Source organism: Ensifer sp. 2TAB8, from assembly GCF_052115125.1.
GTDB lineage: Bacteria > Pseudomonadota > Alphaproteobacteria > Rhizobiales > Rhizobiaceae > Ensifer.
The window spans coordinates 47,520-72,513 of the sequence record NZ_JBFRGB010000014.1; the positions used below are offsets into that span (position 1 = coordinate 47,520).

A 24,994-nucleotide genomic window follows, 5' to 3' on the forward strand; every position below is an offset into this window, starting at 1 on the left:
GTCACCCGATCAGCATGAACTTGTCGACATCGACCAGTCCGCGATCGGAAATCTTCAGGTGCGGGATGACCGGAAGCGGCAGGAAGGCGAGCTGCAGGAAGGGTTCTTCCAGCGTCGCGCCGAGCGCGAAGGCGGCGTGGCGGAGGTGATGTAGCGTATCGCGCACGGACTCGTAGGGTTCGAGGCTCATCAGGCCCGCCACCGGAAGGGCGATTTCGCCAGTCACCTGGCCGTCCTCGACGACGACGAAGCCGCCCTTGATCTCGCCCAGCCGATTGGCGGCGATCGCCATGTCCTCGTCGTTGACCCCGACGACGCAGATGTTGTGGCTGTCGTGGCCGACGGTCGAGGCGATCGCACCCTTCTTCAGCCCGAACCCTTGCACGAAGCCGTTGGCGTGGTTGCCGTTGACGCCATGGCGTTCGATGACCGCGACCTTGATGATGTCGCGGCCGAGATCGACGCCAGTCTGGTTGCCGACGGCCGGCAGGCGGTAGTGACGGTGCTCGGTGATGATCTTGCCCGGCAGCACGCCGATGACCGAGGTGTCGCCATCGGCGACAGGGATGCCAAAGGCGCTGGCATGGATCTGGCCGGCCTTGACGCTGTCGAGCCCGACGGGAGCGACCGGATTGCGGGTGGCAAAGAGCGCGTCCGTGACGCGGCGGCCACCTGAAAACACCGTCTCGGCCTTGCAGTTTTCCAGGCTGTCGATGACCACGAGATCGGCGCGCCAGCCGGGCGCGACCAGGCCGCGGTCGCGCAAGCCGAAGGCGCGGGCGGCCGAGATCGATGCGGCGCGATAGATGGCCAGCGGCTCGACGCCAGCGGATATGGCCGTGCGGATCATGTGGTCGAGGTGACCCTGCTCGGCGATATCAAGCGGATTGCGATCATCGGTGCAGAGCGCCAGGTGCGGCGACAGCCGCTCGGTGATGATGGGCATCAGCGCATGCAGGTCCTTGGAGACCGAACCCTCGCGCACGAGGATGTGCATGCCCTTGCGGATCTTCTCCATGGCCTCTTCAGCGCTGGTGCATTCATGGTCGGTGCGGATGCCGGCTGCGAGATAGCCGTTCAGGTCCTTGCCCGAAAGCAGCGGCGCGTGGCCGTCGATATGCGCGCCCTGGAAGGCCTCGAGCTTGGCAAGGCAGACCGGATCCTTGTGCACGACGCCGGGGAAATTCATGAACTCGGCAAGGCCGATGACCTTGGGATGGTCGCGGAAGGGCAGAAGCCGCTCGATCGGCAGGTCAGCGCCTGAGGTTTCCAGATGCGTTGCCGGAACGCAGGAGGAGAGCTGGACGCGGATATCCATGATCGTCTGCTCTGCCGAATCCAGAAAGAACTGGATGCCCTCGGTGCCAAGCACATTGGCGATCTCGTGCGGATCGCAAACGACGGTGGTGATCCCGAGCGGCAGGACGCAGCGGTCAAACTCGTGCGGCGTGACGAGCGAGGACTCGATGTGCAGGTGCGTGTCGATGAAGCCCGGCACGACGATGCGGCCGGTGATGTCTATCTCTTCACGGCCCTCATAGCTGCCGAAGGTGCCGACGATGCGGTCACCGGAGATTGCGATGTCGGAGGCGACGAGTTCGCCGGTGACGAGGTCGAAGAAGCGTCCGCCCTTCAGGACGATATCTGCGGGCTCGCGTCCGACGCCCTGATCGATATGGCGTTCCAGCGCTTCGGACATGTGGGCTACTCCGGTTCATGCGCGTGCCCGGATGCGAATTCGGCGGGACGCAGTTTCAGTGTTGCAGATAAGAGTAACCCTTCCCCCGTTGCCGGGGAAAGGGCCCTTGGCGGTCGGCGTGCGACCGGATCAGATGTTGCTTTTGAGAACGGCGCGCAGCTTGCCGAAGAGCTCGTCGATTTCTGCCTTGCTGATGATCAGCGGCGGCGACAGCGCGATGATGTCGCCCGTCGTGCGGATCAACAGCCCACTCTCGTAGGCCTTCAGGAACGCAGAGAAGGCGCGCTTGGTCGGCTCGCCGGCGATCGGCTGCAGTTCGATCGCACCGATCAGGCCGAGATTGCGGATGTCGATGACATGCGGGCAGTCTCTCAGCGAGTGCAGACCTTCTTCCCAATAGGGAGCAAGCTCGGCTGCACGCGTCAGCAGGCCTTCTTCCTTGTAGGTGTCGAGCGTGCCAAGGGCGGCGGCCGAGGCGATCGGGTTGCCCGAATAGGTGTAGCCGTGGAAGAACTCGATCATGTGCTCCGGGCCATTCATGAAGGCATCATGGATCTCGGAGGTGACGAAGACCGCGCCCATCGGGATGACGCCGTTGGTCAGGCCCTTGGCGGTGGTGATGATGTCGGGCTTGACGTCGAAATACTGCGCGGCAAACGGCGTGCCGAGGCGGCCGAAACCGGTGATGACTTCGTCGAAGATCAACAGGATGCCGTGCTTGGTGCAAATCTCGCGCAGTTTCTGCAGGTAGCCCTTCGGCGGGATCAGCACGCCGGTCGAGCCGGCCACAGGCTCGACGATCACGGCGGCGATGGTGGACGCGTCATGCAGCGTGACGATGCGCTCGAGTTCGGTTGCGATATCGCCGCCATGTTCCGGCTCGCCGCGGGTGAAGCCATTCTGGGCCGGCAGGTGCGTGTGCGGCATGTGGTCGACACCGGTCAGAAGCGTGCCGAACATCTTGCGGTTGGAGACGATGCCGCCGACCGAGATACCGCCGAAATTGACGCCGTGATAGCCGCGCTCGCGACCGATCAGGCGGAAGCGTGAGCCGTCGCCCTTGGCGCGGTGGTAGGCAAGGGCCACCTTCAGCGCCGTATCCACCGATTCCGAGCCGGAGTTGGTGTAGAGAACGTGGTTCATTCCCTCGGGCGCGATATCGACCAGGCGGTTCGCCAGTTCGAAGGCCTTGGGGTGGCCGAGCTGGAAGGCCGGCGCATAGTCGAGCTCGCCCGCCTGGGCACGGATCGCCTCGGTGATCTTCGGGCGACAATGGCCGGCGTTCACGCACCACAGACCCGCCGTGCCGTCCAGTACCGTGCGGCCGTCATGGGTTGTGTAGTGCATGTCCTTGGCGCCGACGAACATCCGCGGTTCCTTCTTGAACTGCCGGTTCGCGGTGAACGGCATCCAGAAGGCGCGCAGATCGTTCGGGGTGTTGAGGCGGTTCGACATTCCAGTTCTCCTCGGTCTGTTCTTCGTCAGGCAGCGTTCGCCGCCCGCATTTTTTACCCTTTGGTCAAACTATCAGCGCCCCGGGACGCGTCAAGCCTCGGTAGGCTCGCACAGAGGGCCTTCGGGGTGGCGAATTTTTGTCGCCGCGCCGGAAATTTTCTCTAGCTTAACTTGTTTGCGGCAACGCTGCGTTGCCATGCCTTGCCGGGTCCGTGGCCGCCCGTGAATGGGCTTATGCGCCTGCGGCCCGGCCTGATCAATTGGGAGCTGGGACGTGTCGAGGTTCGGGATAGTACACGCGGTAATTGCTGCGCTCTTCCTGCCAGGCCCGGCAGCTGCTGCCGAGCTGATCGCCGACGGCCACTTCGAAAAGGGGCAAGACACGTTCTGGGCGAGCGACGGGCTGACCCTCGAGCGTGAGGATGGGCGGCTTTGCGTAGAGACCCAAAGCGGCGGAGAAGTCTGGCGGCAGATCATCGGGGTCAATGGTTTGAAGCTGGTCCCCGGGCGTATCTATCGCCTGTCGCTGAGGGTCGCTGCCAAGCCGGCACGCGCGATCGCGGCAAGGGTGCAGCGGGCTGCTGATCCCTGGACTTCCGTTGCCGAGTTCACGACGGTGGGGTCGCCGGGCGGCAGCCCGTTCTCCGTCGAGTTCGAGGCGATAGAACCGGATGAAGTCCAATTCGTGCTGCCGCTCGGGGGCGAGGAAGCCGGCCGCGTCTGTCTTGACGACGTATCGCTGGTCGCGACCGGTGCTGTTTCGCAGGCGGCGAGGCGCGCGAGCGAAGGGCCTGCCATTCGCGTCAATCAGCTTGGCTACTTCACCGCCGGTCCGAAGCGCGCGACCTTCATTGCCGATACGAAGCACCCCATCGATTTCCAATTGCTCGACGCCAGGGACAAGGTCGTCGGCAAGGGCAAGACGCAACCCAGCGGTTTCGATCCGACGGCGGGCGTCGAAACGCAGGTCGCGGATTTTTCATCCTTCGCAACGGTCGGTGACGGCTATCGCCTCGTGTCCGGCGATTGGGCGAGTGATCGGTTCTCGATCGGCGACGACCTCTACGATCGGCTGCGCGTCGATGCGCTCTCCTGGTTCTATCCGCAGCGAAGCGGCATCGAGATCAAGGCGTCGATCGCCGGTAAGGCCTACGCCCGGTCGGCGGGCCATGTCGGCGTTGCGCCGAACCAGGGCGACAAGGCGGTACCGTGCCTCGACAGCAAACAGGCCGCAACGCTTTACAGCGGCTGGTCCTGTTCCTATCGGCTGGACGTTTCGGGCGGTTGGTACGATGCAGGCGACCACGGCAAATATGCTGTGACCGGCGCGCTGTCCGCGGCTCAACTGCTTGCTGCCTACGAGCGTGGGCATGTCTATGCGGCGGGTTCGCCAGTGACGCGCGACGGTCTTTCGCGCATTCCTGAAAGCGGCAACGGCATGCCGGACATTCTCGACGAGGCCCGGTGGGAGCTCGAGTTCCTGCTGCGCATGATGGTTCCGGATGGCGAGCCGCTTGCCGGCATGGTGCACCACAAGGTTCACGACACCGCCTGGACCGAAGCGCCTATGCTGCCAAGCGATGATCCGCAACCGCGGGCGCTCCACCGTCCGTCGACGGCGGCAACGCTCGACGTCGCCGCCGTCACGGCCCAGGGCGCCCGGCTTTTTGCCGATCAGAATCCGACGTTCTCGGCACGATTGCTCGCCGCCGCGCGCAAGGCCTGGGTGGCGGCCAATGCCAATCCAGCGCTGCTGGCGCCAAAGTCGGACGGACTAGCCGGTGGCGGCGACTATGACGACGACAGCACTTCGGACGAACTCTTCTGGGCGGCGACCGAGCTCTATCTGACGACCGGTGACGAAGCCTATCTCAAGGTGCTGCGGGCTTCGCCGCTTTGGACAGCGGATACGCTGTCTTCTGGCGGCGCCTTTGATTGGCGCAACGTCGCCGGCTTCGCACGGCTGCAATTGGCGCTTTTTGGCACGGGCTTGCCGGACGATGACCGTGAACTGATGCGAGACGCGGTGGTTTCGACCGCGCGGCACTTCCTGTCGCTGCAGCAGGCAGAGCCCTTCGGTGTCGTCTACCGGCCTGCGGGCCGACGCTACGACTGGGGATCGAACCAGCTGATGCTGCAGAACATCATCGTTTTGTCGGCCGCCTTCGATCTCTCCGGCGAGAAGGGGTTTCTTGATGGTGCGCGCGAGGGCATGGATTACATTCTCGGCCGCAATGCCATGGCCCTATCCTATGTCACCGGCTATGGAGCGCGCGCGCCCAGGAACCAGCACAGTCGCTGGTATGCGCACCAGCGCGATCCGCAGCTGCCTGGTCCGCCAGCGGGCTCTCTTGCCGGCGGTCCCAATTCCACCTTCGTCGATGATGTCGCACGGCAATACCTGAAGGGATGTGCGCCGCAGACCTGTTATGCCGACGACATCGAAGCCTATGGATCCAATGAAATTGCCATCAACTGGAATGCGCCGCTCGTCTATGTCGCCTCGTTCCTTGCCGACGCCCGATAGGAGAGTGAGAGCGTGACCGGAATAGCTTTCGTCGGAACCGGCTTCGTCGCCGACTACTACATGACCACGCTTGCCAATCATCCGCAGCTCCGGCTCGTCGGCGTCTGGGATCGCGATGCGGAGCGTCTCGACGCCTTTGCGCGTTACTGGAAGGTTTTGCCCTATGCCTCGCTGGATGCAGTGCTTGCCGATCCCGCTGTATCGATCGTCGTCAACCTGACAACGCCTGAAAGCCACTACACGGTCAACCACGCTGCTCTTACTTCCGGCAAGCACGTCTATTGCGAGAAGCCGCTGGCGATGACCGTGGAGGAGGCGAGCGAACTGGTCGCGCTTGCCCGCGAACATGCGCTGGTCCTTGCAGGCGCGCCGGCCAACGGCCTCAGCGACGCACAGGCGCTTTGCGCGAGCCTGCTTGCAGCAGGGACCATCGGCACGCCGCGGCTCGTCTATGCCGAGATGGAGGATGGCCCGGTCTTCAAGGCGAACTGGCGCACCTGGCGCAGCCGCTCGGGCGCACGCTGGCCGGGCGTGCACGAATTCGAGGTCGGCTGCACGCTCGAACATGCGGGCTATGCCGCAAGCTGGCTCGTCTCGCTCTTCGGGCCGGTCGCCGAGGTCAGTGCCATCTCGGCCCTGACCTTCCCGGACAAGGGCCCGGGAACGGAGACACTCACGCTTGGCCCTGATTTCTCGGTGGGGTGCCTGACGTTCCGCTCGGGCGTGACGGCGCGTGTCACTTGTGGCCTGGCGGCGCCGCGCGACCGGTCGCTGACGATCATCGGCGACAGCGGAACGATCGTCGTTCGCGATCTCTGGGACAACCGCTCGCCCGTTCACGTGGAGGCGTTCGGTGCGAAGCGCTCGCTGATGCATCGCGGTCTTGACTGGCTGGAGTGGAAGATGGGGCGAAAGCTGCCCGTCCGGGTCTATCCCGGAAACAAGATGCGCTACCCCAAGGCATCCTCTGGGCCAACCCTTCCGGCCTTTCCGTCGCAGATCGATTTCGTGCGGGGGATCGCAGTCCAGGCCGATGCGATCGAGCGCGGCGAAACACCATTCTTCTCCGGCGCAACGGCGCGGCATCTGACCGAGGTCGTGCTTGCGCTCAACAGCGGTTGGCGGGACTATCGCCCGCTCGATCTCTAGAGACACGTCCGCGCGTATCGGGGCAAGTGGTTCAGGCTGCCGGTGCCTTGGCCCGGATCGCCTCGATGATCTTCAGCGCTTCGATGCTGCGCGATAGCGGCATCAGCGCATGTTCGCGCCGACCCTCGAGAATGGCTGCGCTGGCGGCCTCGATTTCGAATTGCAGCCCGTTGCCGGGAAACGCATGGTCGAAGCGCTTGAGACCGGGCAGAGGGATCCGCCGCGCCGCCTTGAAGAGCGTTTGCCCCGCCGATGTCATCAGCTTGCGCGCTGGCAGGCTGGTGGCGACAAACAGACGGCTTGCCTTCAGGAATGGCGCGTCGATGACGAGCGTGCCGCGCTCGCCCTCGATGACGAAGTGATTTTGGCCGTTCCGATCGAACCCACAGCTGAGGTGAGCATCAAAGTCGTCATAGGCCAGGCTGACGTCTGCCGAGACATCGACGCCGGTTGGCGCGTTTTTCCAGCTGCCGCCAAAGGAATTCGGTTGGCCGAACAGGCTCAGGCATACAGCGATCGGATAGATACCGAGATCGAGCAGCGAACCGCCGCCCAGTGTTGGATCGAAGAAGCGGCTGTTTGCGTCGCACGGCTTGGCATAGGCAAGTTCCGCCCGGACATGTCTGATGACCCCGAGTCTGCCTTCACCGAGAAGCGCGCGCGTCTCTGCTATCGCCGGCAGGAAGCAGGTCCAAAGCGCTTCCATCGCGAAGGCGCCGCTGGCGGCAGCGGCTCCTGCAAGGGCGCGCGCGTCAGCGACCGATGCGGTCAGTGGCTTTTCGACCAGCACCGCCTTGCCGGCGGCAAGGGCCAAGGCGGCATGGTCGCGATGCATCGCATTGGGCGAGGCGACGTAGATGGCATCGATATCAGGATCGGCCGCCAGGGCCCGGATATCGTGATAGCTGCGGATGCCGCCGTAGCGCGCGGCGAAAGCCTGGGCGTTCTCGGCACTGCGGGAGGAAACGGCGGCAAGCATCGCATTTCCGGCGAACCGGAAATCCGATGCGAAGCTGTTTGCGATTGTGCCGGTTCCGGCGATGCCCCAACGGACCCTGTCGCGCATTCCCTAGTGTCCGCTGTTAAGGCTGATCTGTCGGCGCATCGTGCCGCGGAAGTCTCAAGGCCCGGTAAACGGCAGGGGAGGCTGGCGGCCTCGCGGGCTTGTCGCGATATCCTGGAAAAGAATAAGCCCCGCGCGATTTCTCGTGTGGGGCTGTTCGAACGGGTCCGCAGAACGGACCGGATATCAGGCCGATTTGCGGACCGGAGTCTTTTCTGCGGTGACGTTCTGTTCGTCGCCGTAGATTTCGTTGAGCGTGCCTAGAATCCGCATGACTGCGTCGGATGAGCTCGAATAGTAGATCGTCTGCGCATCGCGGCGGGTGCTGACGAGATTCTGGGCACGGAGCTTCGAAAGATGCTGGGAGAGAGCCGACTGGCTCAGCCCAACCTTGTTGGCCAATGCGCCGACTGCCATCTCTTCCTTGACGAGGGAATCGAGGATGAGAAGGCGCTTAGGGTTTGCCATGGCCGAGAGGAAACCGGCTGCTACCTCGGCTTCATCGTGTTTTTCAGGCGAAAGTGGCTGCATTGCGTGCTCCATGCGAAAATTACATCACACGTAGTTATGGTTGACGAAGCACGATAATTAGTCGTGATGCATAAAAGGGCAACCACCCACTGCAAGAAATGGGGGTAGTTCTCCCGCGATTAACCGTTAAGTTCACGCAAAATTGCCCGTAAATTGGAACTGTCTTCGATCCGCGCAGGAAATTCAAGGCGTTTCAGTCGATCTCCATCGGCAAGATCAAGACCGGCTGTGTCGATGCCGACGATCTTCCAGTTGCCTTCCGGCGCGTTGCAGAGCTTTACGGCATAGTTCTGCACGGCGTCTGAGTGATCGGAGTTCATGTGTTCGATCGCGCTCGCCTCCATGGCTGCCAGCGATTCGATGGCGGGCGAGTCGATCACCAGATCTTCGGCCGTCAGCACATAGGCACGGCCGAAGCCGCCGTTGAGACTGGCGCGCAAAGGCGTCAGCCGGAAGAAACCGAAATCGGGAAAATCCACATAGAGCTTCGATTTCGGGTGACGACGGACGAACCGCTCGCGGATACGCGCATGGGCTTCGCTATCGCGGGCAACCTGTTCGGCCGTGCACTGCACCGTGAGGCGGGGATGGGCGAGCGGATCGCCCTTGCCGGGCTCGCCGGTGAGCAGCGAGGCGCGATTGTCGGCAAGCAGTGCCTGGGTGTGAGTCGAAAGCCTGGAAATCAGGATGACGGGAACGCCGTCGACGTCCAAGCCGACGAGAACGCGGCTGACGAATGGAAAGCCGCCGCTCTCCGGCTCGATCGCGGCGAGCGAAGCGCTGCGTGCGCCCCTCAGAAGCGTGCGGGCGAGAGTGCGAGCCTCGTCGTYGGTGTCGCGCAATACGTTCGGCTTGTCGCTCATGTCTTTGAACCTTTCCTGCCATGCCATCACGACCGACAGCGCCTTTGAACGATTGCTGCCTTGGGTCCTCAACTCGGCGAGGATTCAAGGGAACCATGCAGCAACGAAAAAGCCCGGAGCGGTCCTCCGGGCTTTTATTGGCTTGCTGAGCGATTTCGTCAACTTTTGTTGCGGTGCCGCGTCAATCCCTGAACGATATCCTGGGCATCGATAGTGCCGACGACCGAACCGTTATCGACGACGCCGATGCTGCCCGGCTGGCGGGACATGGCGTCGAGAATGTCGACGAGCGGTGTCGTCGGCTTGGCGGTGGCCGTGACGCCAGCAACCGTCGCGCCGCGTTGGACGCCGGTCTGCATCACGTCCTTGGCCGTCAGCATGGTGATCGGGTTCATGTGCTGAACGAAATCCGCGACATACTGGTTTGCCGGATTCTTGACGATATCCTGCGGCGTGCCGCATTGGATGATGCGTCCGCCTTCCATGATGGCGATGCGGTTGCCGATGCGGAACGCCTCGTCGAGATCGTGGCTGACGAAGATGATCGTCTTCTTCAGCCGCCGCTGGAACTCAAGCAGTTCGTCCTGCAATCGGGTGCGGATCAAGGGGTCGAGTGCCGAGAACGGCTCGTCCATCAGAAGGATCGGTGCGCCGGTGGCAAAGGCACGGGCGAGGCCGACGCGCTGCTGCATGCCGCCCGAAAGCTCGTTGACCTTGCGGCCCGCCCATTTCGTCAGGTTGACGAGGTCGAGCTGTTCACCGACGCGCGCCTTGCGCTCGGCTTCCGGCATGCCGGCAAGTTCAAGGCCGAAGCCGACATTATCGGCCACGGTCCGCCAGGGAAGCAGCGCGAACTGCTGGAACACCATCGAGACCGTGTGCATGCGGAAGTCGCGCAGCGATTTCGCATTGGTCCGATAGGGGTTGAGCGGTCCGTTCGACGTCTTTACCTCGACGTCGCCACGTACCACGGGGGCGAGGCCGTTGACGGCGCGAAGCAGGGTCGACTTGCCGGAGCCCGAAAGCCCCATCAGCACGAGGATCTCGCCTTCGGTGATTTCGAGCGACGCACCGGCGACGCCGAGCACGAGGCCGGTTGCGGCGCCGATCTCGTCGCGGGTCTTGCCCTGGTCGACCATCTGCAGGGCGACCTGCGGATTGTTGCCGAAGATGATGTCGACATTCTTGAAAACGACGGCTGTGGTCATGCGCCTTCTCCTTCGTCGGACGAGCGGAAAAGGCGGTCCAGAATGATCGCCAGGATGACGATGCAGAGGCCGGCTTCAAAGCCCTTGGCGACGTTCACCGAGTTCAGGGCTCTCAAAACCGGGACGCCGAGGCCGTTGGCGCCGACGAGCGCGGCGATGACCACCATCGACAGCGACAGCATGATCGTCTGGGTGAGGCCGGCCATGATCTGCGGCATGGCGAAGGGCAGCTCTACCTTGCGCAGCACCTGGCCGGGCGTGGCGCCGAAGGCCTGGGCGGCTTCCACCAGCGACGGCGGCGTCGAGATGATGCCGAGGCGGGTGAGCCGGATCGGCGCCGGGATTGCGAAGATAACCGTGGCGATCAGGCCCGGAACCATGCCGAGGCCGAACAGGATCAGCGCCGGGATGAGATAGACGAAGGTCGGGATCGTCTGCATCAGGTCGAGGATCGGCCGCATAATGGCATAGACCCAGGCGCGACGGGCGGCGGCGATGCCGAGCGGGACGCCGACGGCCATGCTGACGAAGCTGGCGGCGAGCACCAGGGCCAGCGTTTCCGTCGTTTCCTTCCAGTAGCCCTGGTTGATGATCAGGAGCAGGCCAAGGCCGGTAAACAGCGTTACGCCGATCGAGCGGCGGAACCACCAGGCAGCCGCCGTGATAACGGCGACGACGATCAGCGGGTGCGGGGTCTGGAGGATCCAGAGCAGCACGGCGACAACGCCGGAGAGGAAGCGAGCGAGCTGGTCGAAGAACAGCTCGAAGTTCGTCGTCAGCCAGTCGACGAACGCCTTGGCCCAGCCGCCGATGGGGATGCGGTTATCGGTCAGATATTCCACGAAGGTAAATCCGTCTCGTCAGGTCAAAAAGGAGCGCATGACGCGGTGAAAAAAGGCGGGGTTTTTCCCCGCCTTGATGCCGATCAGAGGCCGAGGGCGGCCTTGACCGCGGCTAGGCCATCGCCACCATCCTTGGCGGTTACACCGGCAAGCCACGGGTCGACGACGGTTGGATTGGCCTTCAGCCATTCTTCGGCAGCCTTGTCCGGCTCCTTGCCATCGTTCAGGATCTTGCCCATGATTTCGTTTTCCATCTGGAGCGAGAACTTCAGATTGGTGAGCAGCTTGCCGACGTTCGGGCACTCGGTGGTGTAGCCGGCGCGAACGTTGGTGAAGACTTCCGCGCCGCCGAAGTTGGCGCCGAAGATGTCGTCGCCGCCCGAAAGATAGGTCAGCTTGAAGTTGGCGTTCATCGGATGCGGTTCCCATCCGAGGAAGACGATCGGCGAACCATCCTTTTCGGCGCGGGCGACCTGCGCCAGCATGCCCTGCTCGGACGATTCGACCACCTCGAAGCCCTTGAGGCTGAACGTGTCCTTGTCGACCATGTCGATGATCAGACGGTTGCCGTCATTGCCCGGCTCGATCCCATAGATCTTGCTGTCGAGTTCGGTCTTCTTGGCGGCGATATCCTTGAAGTCCTTGATGCCAAGCTCGGCGCCCTTGGCATTGGTCGCCAGCGTGTACTTAGCACCGACCAGGTTCGGGCCGAAGGATTCGACCGACTTGTCGTCGAGATAGGGGCGAACGTCGTTTTCCTGGGTCGGCATCCAGTTGCCGAGGAAGACGTCGATGTCCTTGTTCTTGAGCGACGTGTAGGTGACCGGAACCGAGAGAACCTTGATGTCCGTCTCGTAGCCGAGGCCCTTGAGAACGGTGGAGACGGTCGCGGTGGTTGCAGTGATATCCGTCCATCCGACGTCGGAGAATCGGACGGTACCACAGCTTTCCGGCTCGGCAGCTGCAGCCTGCTGAGCGGTGAGGGCGACGACCGAAACGGCGCCTGCCAGCATCAGTTTGAGAGAGAGTCGTTTTTTCATCGTTGTCGTTCCCCTACCTCTATTGTTGTTTTAGCCAAACACCATTGGATAGCGAATTCAAGCGCTTTGATGTCGAAGGAAGTGTATTGCGTCAATATGCTAACGGGGTGCACGATGCGACGCTGAATGTCGCAATGTCCACGAAATGGTCTAGTCCGGCGAAAAACTGTGGGTGCTGCAAACACGCTCTGGCCTTCCGGGACAAGCCTCGTCATTACCCGGAAGACGGAAACCGGACGCGGTGAAGATGGCCAAACTCTATTTCAGCTATGCGACGATGAATGCGGGCAAGAGCACGATGCTGTTGCAGGCCTCCTACAACTATCAGGAGCGCGGCATGCGTGTGGTGATGCTGATCGCCGCGCATGACGATCGGGGAGGGGTTGGACGCATCTCCTCGCGCATCGGTCTTGGCGCGGATGCCATCCCCTTTCACGGCGACGACGATCTCTTCACGCTGATCGAGACGCTCCATGGCGATGGCAAGGGCGAGATCGCCTGCGTCTTCGTCGACGAGGCGCAGTTCCTCAACGAGACGCAGGTCTGGCAGCTCGCCCGCGTCGCCGACCGGATCGGCATTCCCGTCATGGCTTATGGTCTACGCACAGATTTCCAGGGCAAGCTGTTTCCGGGCTCGATGGCGCTGCTTGCGCTCGCCGACGAATTGCGCGAGGTGCGTACCATCTGCCATTGCGGCCGCAAGGCGACCATGGTGGTGCGCCTCGATGGCCAAGGCAAGGTTGTGCGCGAGGGTGCCCAGGTCGAAGTCGGCGGCAACGAGAAATATGTCTCCTATTGCCGACGCCACTGGGAAGACACGATGCGCTGCGAATAGTGCGGCGTCCTGGCGCTTGAAACTGCCGTATTCGCGATGCCATTCTGGCCTGATCTACCCTTCGAGAGGTCTTCCGATGTCGCGCCTGTTTTTCCGCCTTCTACTCTGCCTCTGTCTTGGCGCTCCAGCGGCGCACGCTGGCGGCGATGCGACCGCCGGGGCGGCGGTGTTCCGCAAATGCGCGGCCTGTCATACGGCGAGCGAACCGGTCAATCGCGTCGGGCCGAGCCTCATGGGGGTTGTCGGCCGGCCGGTGGCATCGATCCCTGACTACAGCTACTCGGCGGCGATGAAAGCTTTCGGCGCCGAGGGTCATGTCTGGGACGAGGCGACGCTGAGCGAATATCTGCTCAGCCCCAAGGCGATGGTCGGCGCCACCAAGATGACTTTTCCCGGTCTCAAGAAGCCTCAGGACATTGCCGACGTGATCGCCTACCTCAAGGCGCCGCCGGCTGGCAAATAGGCAATGCCTTCAATATCTCAAGCACTTCGCTGCAACGCTTGATCGAAAAAAGCCGCGGCTGCAGGCTTGTTCTCTGTCCATAAACACCCTTTATATAACTGCAATCGAAGGCTGAATAATTTGGCTGGGCTGGCGGATCGCGCCACGGTGGATCGAGGGGCAGGACATGGCGACTCTTCAGAACTTTGACGCGGAGATCGAGAAGACGAAGGGCGTCGTCGACCAGATGCGCGGCAAGCTCGAACAATCGAGCGTCGTGCTGGAGCAGTTCGCCAAGGCCGAGACCAAGCTTGGCGACGTCAACTTCGACATCGAGAACGCCCGCATCCAGGACGTGATCAACCAGCAGAAGGTGATGGAAGCCAACATCGCCGATCTGATCATCGGCCTCGAGGATGCGACGAATGTCTTCGGCTCCGAGTTCGAGAGCATGAAGAACTATACCGGCTACGAGAAGTTCATCGGCATCTTCTCCAAGCAGAAGATGCAGCGCATGCGCACCGACCGCGTGCGCAACATGTCGCTTGCCGGCAACCTGCAGGAGCTCTTGTCGAAGTCCGACATGATCGTCGGCATCCTCAAGGAACAGAAGTCGATTCTCGACCAGCGCTACAAGACCTCGGAGCAGAGCCTGATCCAGGTGATCGAACGCCGCAAGGGCACGATGGCGAACCTCGAAGAGGTGCAGAAGCGCATCGAGGAGCTGAACCCGCTGCTGCTCGACATCGAAAACCGTATCGCCGCCTCGACCGAGCAGAAGGTCCGCACCGAGCTCGAAGGCGAGCGCTCGGCGCTTGCGACCGAATACAACGAGAAGCAGGCCAAGGAGCAGGAGCTGCTTGCCGAGAGCCAGACGCTCGAGCGCTACACCTCAATGTTCCAGACCTTCGTCGATTCACTCAACAATCAGATCGCCGCGCAGAACACGCTGATCAACAAGCTGACGATCGATACCGAGCAGCGCATCGTGCTCTACAAGGCGCTGGAAGATTCGCTGAAGACCGCCGCCCAGCAGGACGTCGCCCACAAGATCAACACGCTCGGCAGCCAGGTCGACACCGCCGCCGAAGAGACGATGGCCGGCATCGGCGCCGCAGCGCAGCGCCACATCGGCGATCTCCTCGAAATGCATGAAAAGAACATGCTTTCGACGCAGGATATCCAGCGCCGCAAAAAGCTGGCGGACGACGCTTTTGCCCGCCGCTTCCAGACTGTCATGGACAAGCACAACACTGCCAACTACGTGAAGCAGTGATCGGCAGGCGCATGATCCGAACCGAGTTTGCCGTCTGGCACGCGCCACGGGGATTTGCATGAAAGTCGCGGCTTCATCCGCTGTCGCACAATATTTCGCGTCGATCCACGCGGCGCTCGCCGGGCTCGAACTCTTTCTCGGCGACCGCAACTCGCCGCTCTATCGCAACACTGTCGTCGGCGAAGTGATCGTTCCCTATCTCAGCCGGTTGAAGGCTTCGATCGACTGCTGGGAAAACAGGATCGGCTTCGTCGACCAGTTCCGGATCTCGCGCGCCGAAAGCGGTTTCCCGGTGTTCCAGAACGTGCTGGAGCTGGAGAACGATCGCCAGACGGCGGCCAAGCGCCTCGCCGACATTCCCTCGGCCGATGCGCTGCGCGACGAGATGGTCGATTTCATCCTGAGGCAGAAGGCTTTTCCCGAGGCGCTGCAGACGCGTATGGCGGAGCGGCTCTATCTTGAGCAGATCGGCAAGGGCGAGATCTTCTCGCCCTTCATCCTGCCGGAAACCATCCGCGTTGCCGTCAACTCCAAGACGATGCGGCCCTATTACGTGGTGAGCTGGGGTGCCTTCGACGGGGCCAATACCCTGCCGATGGTCTACATGGCGACGATCGAGGATTCCTCGGAAAAGATCGTCGACATGCTGGTGACAGCGGACGGCAAGCTCAATCCTGAGGTCGAGATACCGTTGCCGGTCGGCGGCCTGCTCAATCCGGATCTCGCCAGCCGCTTCGACGATTTTGCGTCCAAGAACAGCAGCTATTCGCTGACACCGGTGACGATCGCCACCAATCTCGACAAGGATTTTGACGAGCTGCACCCGAAGCAGCTGCGCCGCATCGTGCTCGGCCCCTTCTATTCGGCGGGGATCACCGAGAACAATGCGCGCATCAACGACATTCTCTCCAAGGTGCGCAAGACCGAGAATGCCTGGCTTCTGACCTGGACGGTGCAGGAGGTCTTCTCGAAATCGGAGCGGCCGGCCAAGCGCGGCTTCTGGTCGTCGACACCGGCGCAGGAGGAATTTCACATCGATACCGCCAATCTGGAAGCGACGCGCATGGGGGTCTCCTCCTACGAGAAACACGCGCTGGTGCCGCACGACGCCTATCAGGCGCTCTATGCGGCGGGTGAGGCGGAGCAGGTGTTCGGCGACTACAAGGTCCACGTCATTTCCGGCAACCAGGTCGTGAGCGAGGTTTGACGATGACACTCAATACGGGGCTGACGACGCTGCACGAGGACGACATCGCCAAGCATCAGGCGGTGGCGCAGGGGCTGGTGACCAAGCTCATCATCCTGGAGCGGGAAGATGCCGCCGCCGGCACCTCGCTTGCCGGCACCGGCCGTCGCTTCGTGTCCACGGTTTCGACCGGCGGCCAGCGCCGCACGCGCGAGGTGGAACTGACGAAGACCATCCAGACGGTTCGCCAGAGCGACCCGATGCTGTCGCCGGCCCAACACGCCGTGCTTTATCGGACGCGCCGCGGCATCCAGGTGGCGCTGGCCGTCGCCGACGTCTTTGCCCGTCAGACGAGCCTCGAACAATTGCAGGCGAGGAACGCGACGTCGCCGCTTGGCGGAGACGAGGCGACCCAGTTCAAGGCGCTGCTTTCGGCGTCCGCTTACGTCGCCGCTTTCACGCTTGCCGCCTATCTCGGCGCGACGCTTGCCGGCGAGGGCGAGCCGGTCGACGATGCGGTCGAACCCGACTTCCTGTTCGATACGCCGCAGGATGCGCTGAAGAGCCTCGTGGCGGCGCTCGACAGCGGCATCGCGGGTGCACCCGATGATCTGGCGCTGACGGCGCGGGCGCGCGCCTTTTCGCGTGTGGCGATCGAGGGGTTGATTGCCCGCAAGGCCCGCTTCACCAGCCTGCAGAACTTCGAAAACGTGCATATCCGGCTCGATCAGGACGATTTCACGCTTAATGGCTTCGATGTGGCGCCGGGCCAGAAGCGCAAGCCCCTGGTGATGACCTTCAAGAAGCCCGAGGAGATCATCGGCAACCACATCGCCAAGTACCAGGCGCTGAAGCTTGCCAAGATGCTGATGGCCTACGACTTCGACCGGCAGATGAACCCGTTCGTCGAGCTTGGCGGCTTCCTCTTCTCCTTTATTGGCGACGGCATGCCGGGCACCGGCAAGACGATCCTGATCCAGATGCTCGCCGGCATGCTCAACGACTATTGCGAGATCGCCGGCTACGCCTTCCACTACGAAAACTTCGGCGTCGACCAGATCTCCTCCTATCAGGGCAAGTCCGGCCAGAACTGCAAGGAGTTCGTCAACAACGTCATCAATCCGCGGGCGATCGGCTTCGGCACGATCGACGATGTCGACCAGGTGGCGGCTAAACGTTCCGACGATCGCGCGTCTGCCGGCCAGCACGAGGTGACGGCGGTGCTGATGGAGAGCTTTGCCGGTGCGTCCACTGTGGTGCGCGGCAACTGCACCTTCGGCATGTTCTCGAACTATCCGGAAAATGTCGACGATGCGCTGCGCCAACGCGCCGGTGCACGCTGGCTGGTCGACGGGCCGCAGACCGAGGACGACTATATCGACATCTTTGCGCTGCTCGTCGGCAAGAACCACAAGATCCCGCTCGGCGAGCATCAGCTTTTCGAGGGGCAGGAGATCAAGCGCGCGGTTGCTCAGTCCTACGCCGAGCATGCGCGGCCGAAGGAGGATGGCCTCGTCGCTGTCTGGGAGCGATACGAGAAAGAGAAGGGGGCCATTGCCTCGCTTGCCGATGTCGGCGCTTACCTGCACATGATCAAGGAGGCCGAGCCGCGCTTTACCGGCCGGGCGATCAAGAACATCACCGACGCGATCAAGCTCAGAGCCATGGACGTCGAGCTGCCGGATGACTGGTTCAAGGATGCCGGCTCCTTCATGCACAAGGGCTACGACGAGAAGAAGGCGATGATCGAGGCGCTGCGCGGCCCAATCACCATCGAAATGGTGCTGCAGGAGATCAACCGCTACGCCGACAGCGAATTCCGCTACACGGACAAATCCGACGATGCCGCCGTCACCGACATCATCCGCCGCGAGCGCCAGCGCGAAAAGGCGATCCGCGAGATCGAGGCGATGAAACGCGACGGCCGGTGGCAGGGGTGATGCTAGGGATAACTGACCGATGAACCGCCTGCTTGAAGCCGAATTGATCTATGGACGGCTGCTCGACATTTCCGAGCCGCATCTGATCGCGCGCTACAACAAGGCGCTCGAAGGTTTCGGCCTGCGACCGACCACGCTGAAACAGTTCAGCATCGACATGACCGGGTTTTCACCTGAAATTGCCGAGGAGCTCGGCGACCGCGACTATCTCGATCCGAACCGGGTGAACCGCCGCTTCATCATCATGACGCCGGAGCAGGCGGAGCTGCCGGTCGTGCATACGAGCTTTTCCAACACCGCCGCGCTGATGCATGAGTTCTTCAACGCCAACAGCCGCGCGATCAATGCCGTGACGATCAAGGATGCGCTCTACGGCGAGATTGAAGATTCGGTTTCGATCGTCGACGATATCGACGATCTGCTGTCGATCAACGAGGTGCGCTTCCGGGTGCTTTCGGCCGAGGACATGCTTGGCAAGGCGGCGGAACTGCGCGGCCTGGTCGATCGGCTGAAGAAGGTGCCGACCGCCTGGGCAGACGACGAGATGCTGAACCGCATGGTCGAGCTTGCCAAGCTCACCGGCGACATCCGGCAGAACGCGCTGGTGCCGGATCAACTCGTTTTCCGCCATGAAGCCTTCTGGGCCAACCATTTCGGTGGGGTCTACATCTTTCTTGACGGCAAGATGACGACCGTCATCTGCGATCCTTCGGTCCCTGGCTTCCGCCGGTCGCGGCCCTGGCAGGTAAGCTATATCGCCCTCAACGATTACGCCCGCATCTACGATTTCCTCGCCTCGACCAAGCGGTTGCAGCTGCCGCAGGCCTCCTGGGTCGAGGACTCCGGGCTCTACCAGCATCGCGCCGACATGGTCGTGCGCGGGCTGATCAACGAGAGCGACCCGACGGCCGACCTTGCCAACGCCGACCGGATCTGGCTGCAGACCTGGATGCACCGTAACGCGGCCATGGTCGCCGGGGACGGAACCTATCCGTTTCTGCAGGAAATGATCCGCACCGTCGCTGCGACCGGCACGATCAAGATGCAGGACGTGGCGCCGGCGAACCGCTTCCTGCTGGTTCGCGCAGCCCCAGCCCATCCCGATCAATGGCTCGTCAACCGGCTGATATCCCAGCTCGTCCCGCGCGATTTCGTCTCCCGCTTCGTCTTCGACAAGCAGGGCTTCTATGATGCTTACGAGCGTTATAGCGAAAGCTTCAAGGCCTATGTTGTGGCGACGCTGACGGGTTCATATCTCAAAGACAAGGCGGCTTTCCGCCACAAGCTTTACGGCCTCAGAGAGGAATAGGACATGTTCGATCCGATCGTTGCGTTTTTCCAGCGTGTCTTTACCGCGATCGGCCGCGGCATCGGGCTCGCCGTTGCCTGGCTGCTGTGGCCCTTCGTCGCGATCGGCAACTGGTATCGGCAGCGCAGCTGGATCATCAAAGGACCGATCGGCATCATCCTACTCGGCCTGATCCTGTTCTATGGCTATTTCATCTGGCAGACCCAGGCCTGGACAAACTTCAGCGAAGACTATGTCGATCGCTACAAGCTGTCTGAGCGCAAGGTGCCTGCCGGTTCGCCGATGAGCGGGCCGGGCGCAACGACGGGACAGTCGACGACCGGCGGCACGGCCAACAACCTTGCCTCCACGGGCGCCCAGCCGCTGGAATCGACGCCGGAAGCGCTGGCCGTCGTGCAACTGCCGGCCGGCACGGTCTGCCAGACCTCGGCAATCGTCGATGTCACGGCCGATCTCATCGACTTCAACGTCAACGAGAACGCCTGGATCTCGTCGATGCTGCTCTACAAGCTCGGCTTCTTCGGGCTCGACTGGGACGACACGCCCTGGCTCGACAACAAGGCATCGTTCCAGCGCGGCATCAACCAGGCGATCCGCCGCACCTCGGTGGAACTCGTGGATTCGCTCGGTCGCGTGCGCGGCACCTCAGGCATCAACAACGACCTGCAGCGGGCGCGCGGCAACATGCAGTTCGACGAGGAAACCTGGTACTTCGGGCTCAACCCGTTCGGCCCGAAGACCCCGACGCCGAGCTTCTATCGCGCAGCCATGAAGGATCTGAGGTCCTTCAACACCTCGCTCAGCAAGTGTGAGGCTATCTTCGACGGCCGCTCCGACAACCTCGTCGAGTTCCTCGATCGCGTCGCCAACGACCTTGGCAACACCTCTGCGATCCTTCGTGAGCGTTCGGAAAATCACAATGGCGGCTGGTTCGACACGCGCGCCGACGACCGCTTCTGGTTCGCCTATGGCCAGCTCTACGGCTACTACGGCATCCTTTCGGCGGCGGGTGCGGACTTCGACAATGTCGTCGCCCAGCGTGGTCTGTTGCCGATCTGGACGGAAACGATCAAGCAGCTACGCGCGGCGCTCCGCATCCAACCATGGATCATCTCCAACGGTGAGGAAGCGGGCTGGATCATGCCGACGCATCTGGCAACGATGGGCTTCTATACGCTGAGGGTCCGCTCCAACATCGTCGAAATGCGCGACATTCTCGCCCGATAAATGGGACTCTAGGCGGACGGCCGCGGCAAGGTTTCGACGGCCGTCCTTGCATGATTACCAAAACGCGCCTCCAATGGCGCGAGCAAGAAGCGATCCCGGGGAGGGGAGATGCCATGACGGAGGTGAAGTCAGATATCGAAATCGCACGCGCGGCCAGGAAGAAACCGATCCTTGAGATCGGGGCGGCGCTCGGAATACCGCCCGAGGATCTGCTGCCTTATGGCCACGACAAGGCAAAGATCGGTGCCGACTTCATCGCGCGTCAGCGCGAGAAGAAGAACGGGCGTCTGATCCTGGTGACGGCGATCAACCCGACGCCGGCCGGCGAAGGCAAGACGACGACGACCGTCGGTCTCGGCGACGGGCTCAACCGCATCGGCAAGAAGGCGATTGTCTGCATCCGCGAGGCCTCGCTCGGACCCTGCTTCGGCGTCAAGGGCGGTGCGGCCGGTGGCGGCTATGCGCAGGTCGTGCCGATGGAGGACATGAACCTCCACTTCACCGGCGATTTCCACGCGATCACCTCGGCGCACAATCTGCTGGCGGCGCTGATCGACAACCACATCTACTGGGGCAACGAGCAGAACATCGATATCCGTCGCATTGCCTGGCGGCGGGTCATGGACATGAACGACCGGGCGCTGCGCAGCATCGTCGGCTCGCTCGGAGGTGTGGCCAACGGTTATCCGCGCGAAACCGGCTTCGACATCACCGTCGCCTCCGAGGTGATGGCGATCCTCTGTCTGTCGACGGATCTTAGAGACCTCGAGAAGAGGCTCGGCAACATCATCATCGGCTATCGCCGCGACAAGACCCCGGTATTCGCACGCGACATCAAGGCCGATGGCGCGATGGCGGTGCTGCTCAAGGACGCGATGCAGCCGAACCTGGTGCAGACGCTCGAAAACAATCCGGCCTTCGTGCATGGCGGTCCCTTCGCCAACATTGCCCATGGCTGCAACTCGGTGATCGCGACCACGACGGCGCTCAAGCTTGCCGATTATGTCGTGACAGAGGCTGGCTTCGGCGCCGATCTCGGCGCGGAAAAGTTCTTCGACATCAAGTGCCGCAAGGCCGGGCTGAAGCCGGATGCCGCGGTGATCGTCGCCACCGTCCGGGCGATCAAGATGAACGGCGGCGTCAAGAAGGACGATCTCGGCAAGGAGAACCTGGAGGCTCTGCGCAAGGGCTGCGCCAATCTCGGGCGCCACGTGCAGAACGTCAAGAAGTTCGGCGTGCCGGTCGTCGTCGCAATCAACCACTTCACCTCCGACACAGACGTCGAGATCCAGGCGATCAAGGACTATGTCTCGACGCTTGGCGCCGAAGCGGTGCTCTGCCGGCATTGGGCGCAAGGGTCGGCTGGTATCGAAGAACTGGCGCGCAAGGTTGCGGAGCTTGCGGAAGCCGGCCATTCTCAGTTCTCGCCGCTTTATCCTGACGACATGTCGCTCTTCCACAAGATCGAGACGATCGCCAAGGACATCTACCATGCGAGCGAGGTGATTGCCGACAAGACGGTGCGCGACCAGTTGCGCACCTGGGAGGAGCAGGGCTACGGCCGACTGCCGATCTGCATGGCGAAGACGCAATATTCCTTCTCGACCGATCCGAACCTGCGCGGCGCGCCGAGCGGCCATGCGGTACCTATCCGGGAGGTGCGGCTTGCTGCCGGCGCCGGCTTCATCGTGGTCATCACCGGCGAGATCATGACCATGCCCGGCCTGCCCAAAGTGCCGTCGTCGGAGAAGATTTTCCTGAACGAACAAGGCTACATCGAGGGGTTGTTCTAGGGCCTGCGCGTTCATCGCAACGCACGAGATCCTGCGCGTTTGCGTGGCGACACGCGCCTTGGCTCTTCGACCGGCCTGATAATGACAACGCCGCGCATCCTGCGAGATGCGCGGCGTTGTCATTGCTTTGCCTTGGGGGCGGAAACTAGGCCGTGAGGCCGAGGAAATCGCCCTTGCCGATCGAGACGCCCTTGTGGCGCAGGATGTCGTAGGCGGTGGTGAGGTGGAAATAGAAGTTCGGAAGAACGAACTTMAGAAGATACTCCTCACCCGTCAGCGTCACTTTCAAGGTCGGGAAGTTGAGGATGACTTCGCGAGCGGCGCTGTCCTCCATATCGACCGGGGCCACCGTTTCAAGAAAGGCGACGGTGTTGGCGATGCGCTGGCGCAATTCATCCAAGGTCGTTTCCTCGTCTGGGAAACGGGGCACCTCGATCGAGGTCAGGCGACCGATCAGGCCCTTGCTCGTATCGCTGACGCGCTGCACCTGGCCGGCAAGCGTCAGCATGTCCGGCGCCAGCCGGGCATTGACGAGATCGTCGGGGGAGATGCCGTTGTCGCGCGCGTGAGCCTCGGCCTTGTCGAGGAGCCTGGTGAGGACACCAAGGCCGCGAACGAGGGCGGGAATGGAGAGTTGGTACATCGTCAATGCCATGACAAATTTCCTTGAGACTGGGCGCAAACGGGTGGATTTTCCTCGCGCCTGTATTTGGGAGCCGGTGCGCGTTCCTGCAAGACGTGCGAAGCGGTATCTTTGTGACTATGGGGCGCTCGGAGAGGCGATGAACGCGGGTTCCTGGCTCTGGTCAGGACCTCGGGTCTCGTGCATTGATCGAAGACCTCTGCGCCTCCCGTCAGACGCGGAGCCTTGGAAAACAGCACGGACACCCGCGATGACGCCACAGGAACTGCAGACCTATCTTCATGGCCATATCCCGCTGTCGGCGGCGATGCAGGTTCAGGTCGATGTGGTGACGGATGAGCATGTGCTGCTCTCTGCTCCCTTGGCGCCAAACATCAACCACCGCGAAACAGTGTTCGGCGGCAGTGCCTCGGCGCTCACGATCCTGTCGGCCTGGTCGCTGCTGCACGTACGGTTGCGCAAAAGCGGCGTGGCGGCGCGCCTGGTGATCCAGAGCAACCGCATGGACTACCTGAAGCCGGTCGCCGGTGCTTTCGCGGCGCGCTCGTCGGTGGCGGATACCGGGCGATGGCCGGGCTTCCTGCGAATGCTCGAACGGCGGGGCAGGGCGCGGGCCGTGGTCGTCGCCGACCTGCTTGACGGCGACACGCTAGCCGGACGCTTCGAGGGCGAGTTTGTTGCGCTCGGCCATGGCAACGGCTGATCTGCACTGCAGCGAAGGGTCTCGCCCTAGCGGCAGTAGCGATAGTCGTTGCGGCGATCGATGACGTCGAGATGCAGGTGGGTCTCGTGAGCCGCGTCGCTGCCGGGATCGAGCACGGTCTTGAAGTAGAGGCAGGCAGACGCGGTGACTGCGCGCTGGAAGGCGCCGTCCATCGTGCCATCCTCGTCACGCGGCTGGATGGCGATCGTCGTTCCATCGCTCAGGCCGAAGGACGCGATGTCGACGGCATTGCCGTGCGCATGTTCGGAGATCTTGCCTGATGTCGCGTTGTTGCGCAGGCGGCAGATATAGGTCGATGCCTGGTTGAGCGCCTTGATCTTGATGTTGGCGTCGAAGGCAACTTCGGCGGCCGGCTGGGCGGTTTCCTTCGTCCAGCGCGCCAGCGCCAGCGCCGTTTCGCATCGCATCAGCCCCTTGGGCGCGAGCGTGACGCCGGGCAGGATGCTGGTGACCTCCAAGGGCTTGTCGATGCCGCAGCCCTTGCCGTCGTCGACGCGTTTGGCTTCGACGAACGTCGTGCCAAGTGTCTTCAGGTCGGTGAGACACTTGGCATAGTCGGCGGCATTTTCGGTCTCGACGGGCGGATAGACGACTGGTGCGGGCTTGACATCCTTCTTCTCGTCCGCGCGCTGTTCCTTTTCGTCCGCCGCGGGTTTCTTGTCCGTCGCCGGTTGCTCGTCTGCCGCCGCCGGCTCTTTCGCTGCCTTGCCCTTGCCGTCGTGAGCCGGCGCTACTGGCTTCTTGTCGGGCGTTGGAACAGCCTCTTCCGTTCCCGCATCCATTGGCGGCTTTTCTGTCGGGATGGGGCCGGATTTCGGCAGGCTCGCGCCCGTCAGGATCAGGAGTGACAGCAGGATCAAGGGGAAAGAGCGACGCATCCGGTTCCTTTCTCGCTGCCCGCAAGACGGGCTCTGAGCGGAGGGAACGCACGGAAGCGGATCTGGTTGCATGCGATCACGGCGAATTGGAGCGTCCTGACCCAAATCATAATCGTGATCGATTCTCATGGGTTAGCGCGGGAGGCGGGCGGAAACCCACAAGCACCATGCCCTTCCCGGACCAGCTCTCCGGCAAAAGCGTTGCAGTTTGGCAACGCCTCAGTTTGGCACGACCCCATAAATTGTGGGGAGGGTCTTTGTATGTTGACAAAGATACTCATGTTTTTTATGCGGCATAAATGAGGCGACGACATTGTCGCAACGCCCAGAACGCGCCCAGCCAGCCCCTTGAGTTTGCCGCTCA

At 62.4% G+C, this 24,994-nt stretch carries 21 protein-coding genes; 11 read left to right on the forward strand and 10 right to left on the reverse strand.

What is annotated here, in order from left to right; genetic code table 11:
• Position 1 precedes the first annotated feature (1 nt).
• Positions 2 to 1,699 carry an adenine deaminase gene (gene ade, locus AB4Z53_RS21975; RefSeq protein ID WP_441597712.1) on the reverse strand — a complete coding sequence of 566 codons (1,698 nt, stop codon included), beginning with the start codon at positions 1,697 to 1,699 and terminating at the stop codon, positions 2 to 4.
• Between the two features lie 129 nt (positions 1,700 to 1,828).
• Positions 1,829 to 3,154, reverse strand: coding sequence for an aspartate aminotransferase family protein (locus tag AB4Z53_RS21980; RefSeq protein WP_223725160.1), 1,326 nt, complete (start codon positions 3,152 to 3,154; stop codon positions 1,829 to 1,831).
• Positions 3,155 to 3,428: 274 nt separating this feature from the next.
• Here AB4Z53_RS21980 and AB4Z53_RS21985 point away from each other — a divergent pair, with 274 nt between their 5' ends.
• Together AB4Z53_RS21985 and AB4Z53_RS21990 are read left to right on the forward strand one after the other, a co-directional pair.
• A complete protein-coding gene (locus AB4Z53_RS21985) occupies positions 3,429 to 5,681 on the forward strand; it encodes a glycoside hydrolase family 9 protein (protein ID WP_441597713.1) in 2,253 nt (750 codons plus the stop codon).
• Positions 5,682 to 5,741: 60 nt separating this feature from the next.
• On the forward strand, positions 5,742 to 6,830 hold the full coding sequence (locus AB4Z53_RS21990; protein ID WP_441597763.1) for a Gfo/Idh/MocA family protein: 1,089 nt from the start codon (positions 5,742 to 5,744) through the stop codon (positions 6,828 to 6,830).
• Positions 6,831 to 6,861: 31 nt separating this feature from the next.
• On the opposite strand, the gene AB4Z53_RS21995 is transcribed toward AB4Z53_RS21990, so the two are convergent.
• The 6 genes from AB4Z53_RS21995 to AB4Z53_RS22020 form a co-directional block, all read right to left on the reverse strand.
• A complete protein-coding gene (locus AB4Z53_RS21995) occupies positions 6,862 to 7,896 on the reverse strand; it encodes a Gfo/Idh/MocA family protein (protein ID WP_441597714.1) in 1,035 nt (344 codons plus the stop codon).
• Between the two features lie 183 nt (positions 7,897 to 8,079).
• Positions 8,080 to 8,424, reverse strand: coding sequence for an ArsR/SmtB family transcription factor (locus tag AB4Z53_RS22000; protein ID WP_291157364.1), 345 nt, complete (start codon positions 8,422 to 8,424; stop codon positions 8,080 to 8,082).
• A gap of 119 nt (positions 8,425 to 8,543) precedes the next feature.
• Positions 8,544 to 9,287, reverse strand: a complete 744-nt coding sequence (locus tag AB4Z53_RS22005; RefSeq protein ID WP_441597715.1) for a HugZ family pyridoxamine 5'-phosphate oxidase — start codon at positions 9,285 to 9,287, stop codon at positions 8,544 to 8,546.
• A 158-nt stretch (positions 9,288 to 9,445) separates the two neighbouring features.
• Entirely contained in the window at positions 9,446 to 10,495 is a 1,050-nt protein-coding gene (choV, locus tag AB4Z53_RS22010) for a choline ABC transporter ATP-binding protein (protein ID WP_113535523.1), read from the reverse strand.
• A complete protein-coding gene (gene choW, locus AB4Z53_RS22015; protein WP_113535522.1) occupies positions 10,492 to 11,337 on the reverse strand; it encodes a choline ABC transporter permease subunit in 846 nt (281 codons plus the stop codon). The genes choV and choW overlap by 4 nt, the downstream gene beginning before the upstream one ends.
• Positions 11,338 to 11,420: 83 nt before the next feature.
• The gene (locus AB4Z53_RS22020; RefSeq protein WP_113535521.1) at positions 11,421 to 12,377 is read right to left on the reverse strand and encodes a choline ABC transporter substrate-binding protein; all 957 of its coding nucleotides are present in this window, start codon (positions 12,375 to 12,377) and stop codon (positions 11,421 to 11,423) included.
• A gap of 247 nt (positions 12,378 to 12,624) precedes the next feature.
• Here AB4Z53_RS22020 and AB4Z53_RS22025 point away from each other — a divergent pair, with 247 nt between their 5' ends.
• The 8 genes from AB4Z53_RS22025 to AB4Z53_RS22060 all read left to right on the forward strand — a co-directional run bounded on the left by AB4Z53_RS22025 (position 12,625) and on the right by AB4Z53_RS22060 (position 22,385).
• On the forward strand, positions 12,625 to 13,212 hold the full coding sequence (locus AB4Z53_RS22025; RefSeq protein WP_113535520.1) for a thymidine kinase: 588 nt from the start codon (positions 12,625 to 12,627) through the stop codon (positions 13,210 to 13,212).
• Between the two features lie 76 nt (positions 13,213 to 13,288).
• Entirely contained in the window at positions 13,289 to 13,675 is a 387-nt protein-coding gene (locus AB4Z53_RS22030; protein ID WP_113535519.1) for a c-type cytochrome, read from the forward strand.
• Between the two features lie 166 nt (positions 13,676 to 13,841).
• Positions 13,842 to 14,930 (forward strand): hypothetical protein, encoded by a 1,089-nt coding sequence (locus AB4Z53_RS22035; RefSeq protein ID WP_113535518.1) that lies wholly within the window; start codon positions 13,842 to 13,844, stop codon positions 14,928 to 14,930.
• 58 nt (positions 14,931 to 14,988) lie between these two features.
• A complete protein-coding gene (locus AB4Z53_RS22040; RefSeq protein ID WP_113535517.1) occupies positions 14,989 to 16,137 on the forward strand; it encodes a hypothetical protein in 1,149 nt (382 codons plus the stop codon).
• 2 nt (positions 16,138 to 16,139) lie between these two features.
• Positions 16,140 to 18,056: an AAA family ATPase gene (locus tag AB4Z53_RS22045; RefSeq protein WP_441597716.1), complete on the forward strand. Its 1,917-nt coding sequence runs from the start codon at positions 16,140 to 16,142 to the stop codon at positions 18,054 to 18,056.
• A gap of 19 nt (positions 18,057 to 18,075) precedes the next feature.
• Positions 18,076 to 19,365 (forward strand): DUF6638 family protein, encoded by a 1,290-nt coding sequence (locus tag AB4Z53_RS22050; protein WP_441597717.1) that lies wholly within the window; start codon positions 18,076 to 18,078, stop codon positions 19,363 to 19,365.
• A gap of 3 nt (positions 19,366 to 19,368) precedes the next feature.
• Positions 19,369 to 20,592, forward strand: coding sequence for a DUF2333 family protein (locus AB4Z53_RS22055; RefSeq protein ID WP_223725150.1), 1,224 nt, complete (start codon positions 19,369 to 19,371; stop codon positions 20,590 to 20,592).
• A 113-nt stretch (positions 20,593 to 20,705) separates the two neighbouring features.
• On the forward strand, positions 20,706 to 22,385 hold the full coding sequence (locus tag AB4Z53_RS22060) for a formate--tetrahydrofolate ligase (RefSeq protein WP_291158710.1): 1,680 nt from the start codon (positions 20,706 to 20,708) through the stop codon (positions 22,383 to 22,385).
• A gap of 145 nt (positions 22,386 to 22,530) precedes the next feature.
• Here AB4Z53_RS22060 and AB4Z53_RS22065 read toward each other — a convergent pair whose 3' ends face one another.
• A complete protein-coding gene (locus AB4Z53_RS22065) occupies positions 22,531 to 23,040 on the reverse strand; it encodes a DUF1993 domain-containing protein (RefSeq protein WP_441597718.1) in 510 nt (169 codons plus the stop codon).
• Between the two features lie 238 nt (positions 23,041 to 23,278).
• On the opposite strand from AB4Z53_RS22065, the gene AB4Z53_RS22070 reads away from it, so the two are divergent.
• Positions 23,279 to 23,731, forward strand: coding sequence for a thioesterase domain-containing protein (locus AB4Z53_RS22070; RefSeq protein ID WP_113535511.1), 453 nt, complete (start codon positions 23,279 to 23,281; stop codon positions 23,729 to 23,731).
• Positions 23,732 to 23,757: 26 nt separating this feature from the next.
• On the opposite strand, the gene AB4Z53_RS22075 is transcribed toward AB4Z53_RS22070, so the two are convergent.
• Positions 23,758 to 24,630: an extensin family protein gene (locus AB4Z53_RS22075; protein ID WP_441597719.1), complete on the reverse strand. Its 873-nt coding sequence runs from the start codon at positions 24,628 to 24,630 to the stop codon at positions 23,758 to 23,760.
• Positions 24,631 to 24,994: the final 364 nt, after the last annotated feature.

Excerpts from the sequence above, each read along its gene's own strand:
- ade (WP_441597712.1), bottom strand. The coding sequence starts at position 1,699 with ATGTCCGAAGCGCTGGAACGCCATATCGATCAGGGCGTCGGACGCGAG.
- AB4Z53_RS21980 (WP_223725160.1), bottom strand. The coding sequence starts at position 3,154 with ATGTCGAACCGCCTCAACACCCCGAACGATCTGCGCGCCTTCTGGATG.
- AB4Z53_RS21990 (WP_441597763.1), top strand. The coding sequence starts at position 5,742 with ATGACCACGCTTGCCAATCATCCGCAGCTCCGGCTCGTCGGCGTCTGG.
- AB4Z53_RS21995 (WP_441597714.1), bottom strand. The coding sequence starts at position 7,896 with ATGCGCGACAGGGTCCGTTGGGGCATCGCCGGAACCGGCACAATCGCA.
- AB4Z53_RS22000 (WP_291157364.1), bottom strand. The coding sequence starts at position 8,424 with ATGCAGCCACTTTCGCCTGAAAAACACGATGAAGCCGAGGTAGCAGCC.
- choV (WP_113535523.1), bottom strand. The coding sequence starts at position 10,495 with ATGACCACAGCCGTCGTTTTCAAGAATGTCGACATCATCTTCGGCAAC.
- AB4Z53_RS22020 (WP_113535521.1), bottom strand. The coding sequence starts at position 12,377 with ATGAAAAAACGACTCTCTCTCAAACTGATGCTGGCAGGCGCCGTTTCG.
- AB4Z53_RS22025 (WP_113535520.1), top strand. The coding sequence starts at position 12,625 with ATGGCCAAACTCTATTTCAGCTATGCGACGATGAATGCGGGCAAGAGC.
- AB4Z53_RS22030 (WP_113535519.1), top strand. The coding sequence starts at position 13,289 with ATGTCGCGCCTGTTTTTCCGCCTTCTACTCTGCCTCTGTCTTGGCGCT.
- AB4Z53_RS22035 (WP_113535518.1), top strand. The coding sequence starts at position 13,842 with ATGGCGACTCTTCAGAACTTTGACGCGGAGATCGAGAAGACGAAGGGC.
- AB4Z53_RS22040 (WP_113535517.1), top strand. The coding sequence starts at position 14,989 with ATGAAAGTCGCGGCTTCATCCGCTGTCGCACAATATTTCGCGTCGATC.
- AB4Z53_RS22045 (WP_441597716.1), top strand. The coding sequence starts at position 16,140 with ATGACACTCAATACGGGGCTGACGACGCTGCACGAGGACGACATCGCC.
- AB4Z53_RS22050 (WP_441597717.1), top strand. The coding sequence starts at position 18,076 with ATGAACCGCCTGCTTGAAGCCGAATTGATCTATGGACGGCTGCTCGAC.
- AB4Z53_RS22055 (WP_223725150.1), top strand. The coding sequence starts at position 19,369 with ATGTTCGATCCGATCGTTGCGTTTTTCCAGCGTGTCTTTACCGCGATC.
- AB4Z53_RS22060 (WP_291158710.1), top strand. The coding sequence starts at position 20,706 with ATGACGGAGGTGAAGTCAGATATCGAAATCGCACGCGCGGCCAGGAAG.
- AB4Z53_RS22070 (WP_113535511.1), top strand. The coding sequence starts at position 23,279 with ATGACGCCACAGGAACTGCAGACCTATCTTCATGGCCATATCCCGCTG.
- AB4Z53_RS22075 (WP_441597719.1), bottom strand. The coding sequence starts at position 24,630 with ATGCGTCGCTCTTTCCCCTTGATCCTGCTGTCACTCCTGATCCTGACG.